The sequence below is a fragment of the Enterobacter sp. RIT637 genome (genome assembly GCF_019718755.1).
In the GTDB taxonomy this organism is placed as follows: Bacteria; Pseudomonadota; Gammaproteobacteria; order Enterobacterales; family Enterobacteriaceae; genus Enterobacter.
Genome location: NZ_JAIHAZ010000145.1, coordinates 1 through 552 on the forward strand (window position 1 = coordinate 1; position 552 = coordinate 552).

Annotated in this window: 1 pseudogene; it reads right to left on the minus strand. The window is 61.8% G+C overall.

The features are described 5' to 3' along the window. Nucleotides 1–552: pseudogene (locus K5E19_RS23690) on the minus strand (Na/Pi symporter); the annotation flags it as partial.

Genomic DNA, 552 nt, shown 5'->3' on the forward strand with positions numbered 1-552 from the left:
AGGGTGGCGGTCAACAGCACGGCCGCCAGACTGGAGTAACTGCTGATGGCAAACACCGCGCCAATCAGCGCGTCGAGCATGATGTCGCCCGTCAGCGAGGCGAAAATCACCTGTACACCGTTGGCCTGGGTGATCGGCGTAACCGCCTGCACGATCAGCTACAGCGCCAGTAGAATCAGCCCGAGACCAATCCCTACGCGCCCCAGCTGTCCTTCGCGGGTCTGTTTGCGGCCAAGGAAGAACATGACGCCGATGAAAATCAGCAGCGGTGACAGCCAGGAGAGATCGAAGGTCAGAATACGCGCCATCAGCGCAGTCCCGACGTCGGCACCCAGTACAATCACCAGCGCCGGTGTCAGCGCCACCAAATCTTGCGCCACAAACGATGTGACGAGCATGGTGGTGGCGTTACTGCTTTGCACGAGGGCGGTGACGCCGATCCCCGCGCAGAAGGCGAGCGGCTTCTTCTCAACGCTGCGGCTGAGGACGGTGCGTAAGCGCGCGCCAAAGACGCGCATCACGCCGGTACGAACAATGTGCGTGCCCCAAACC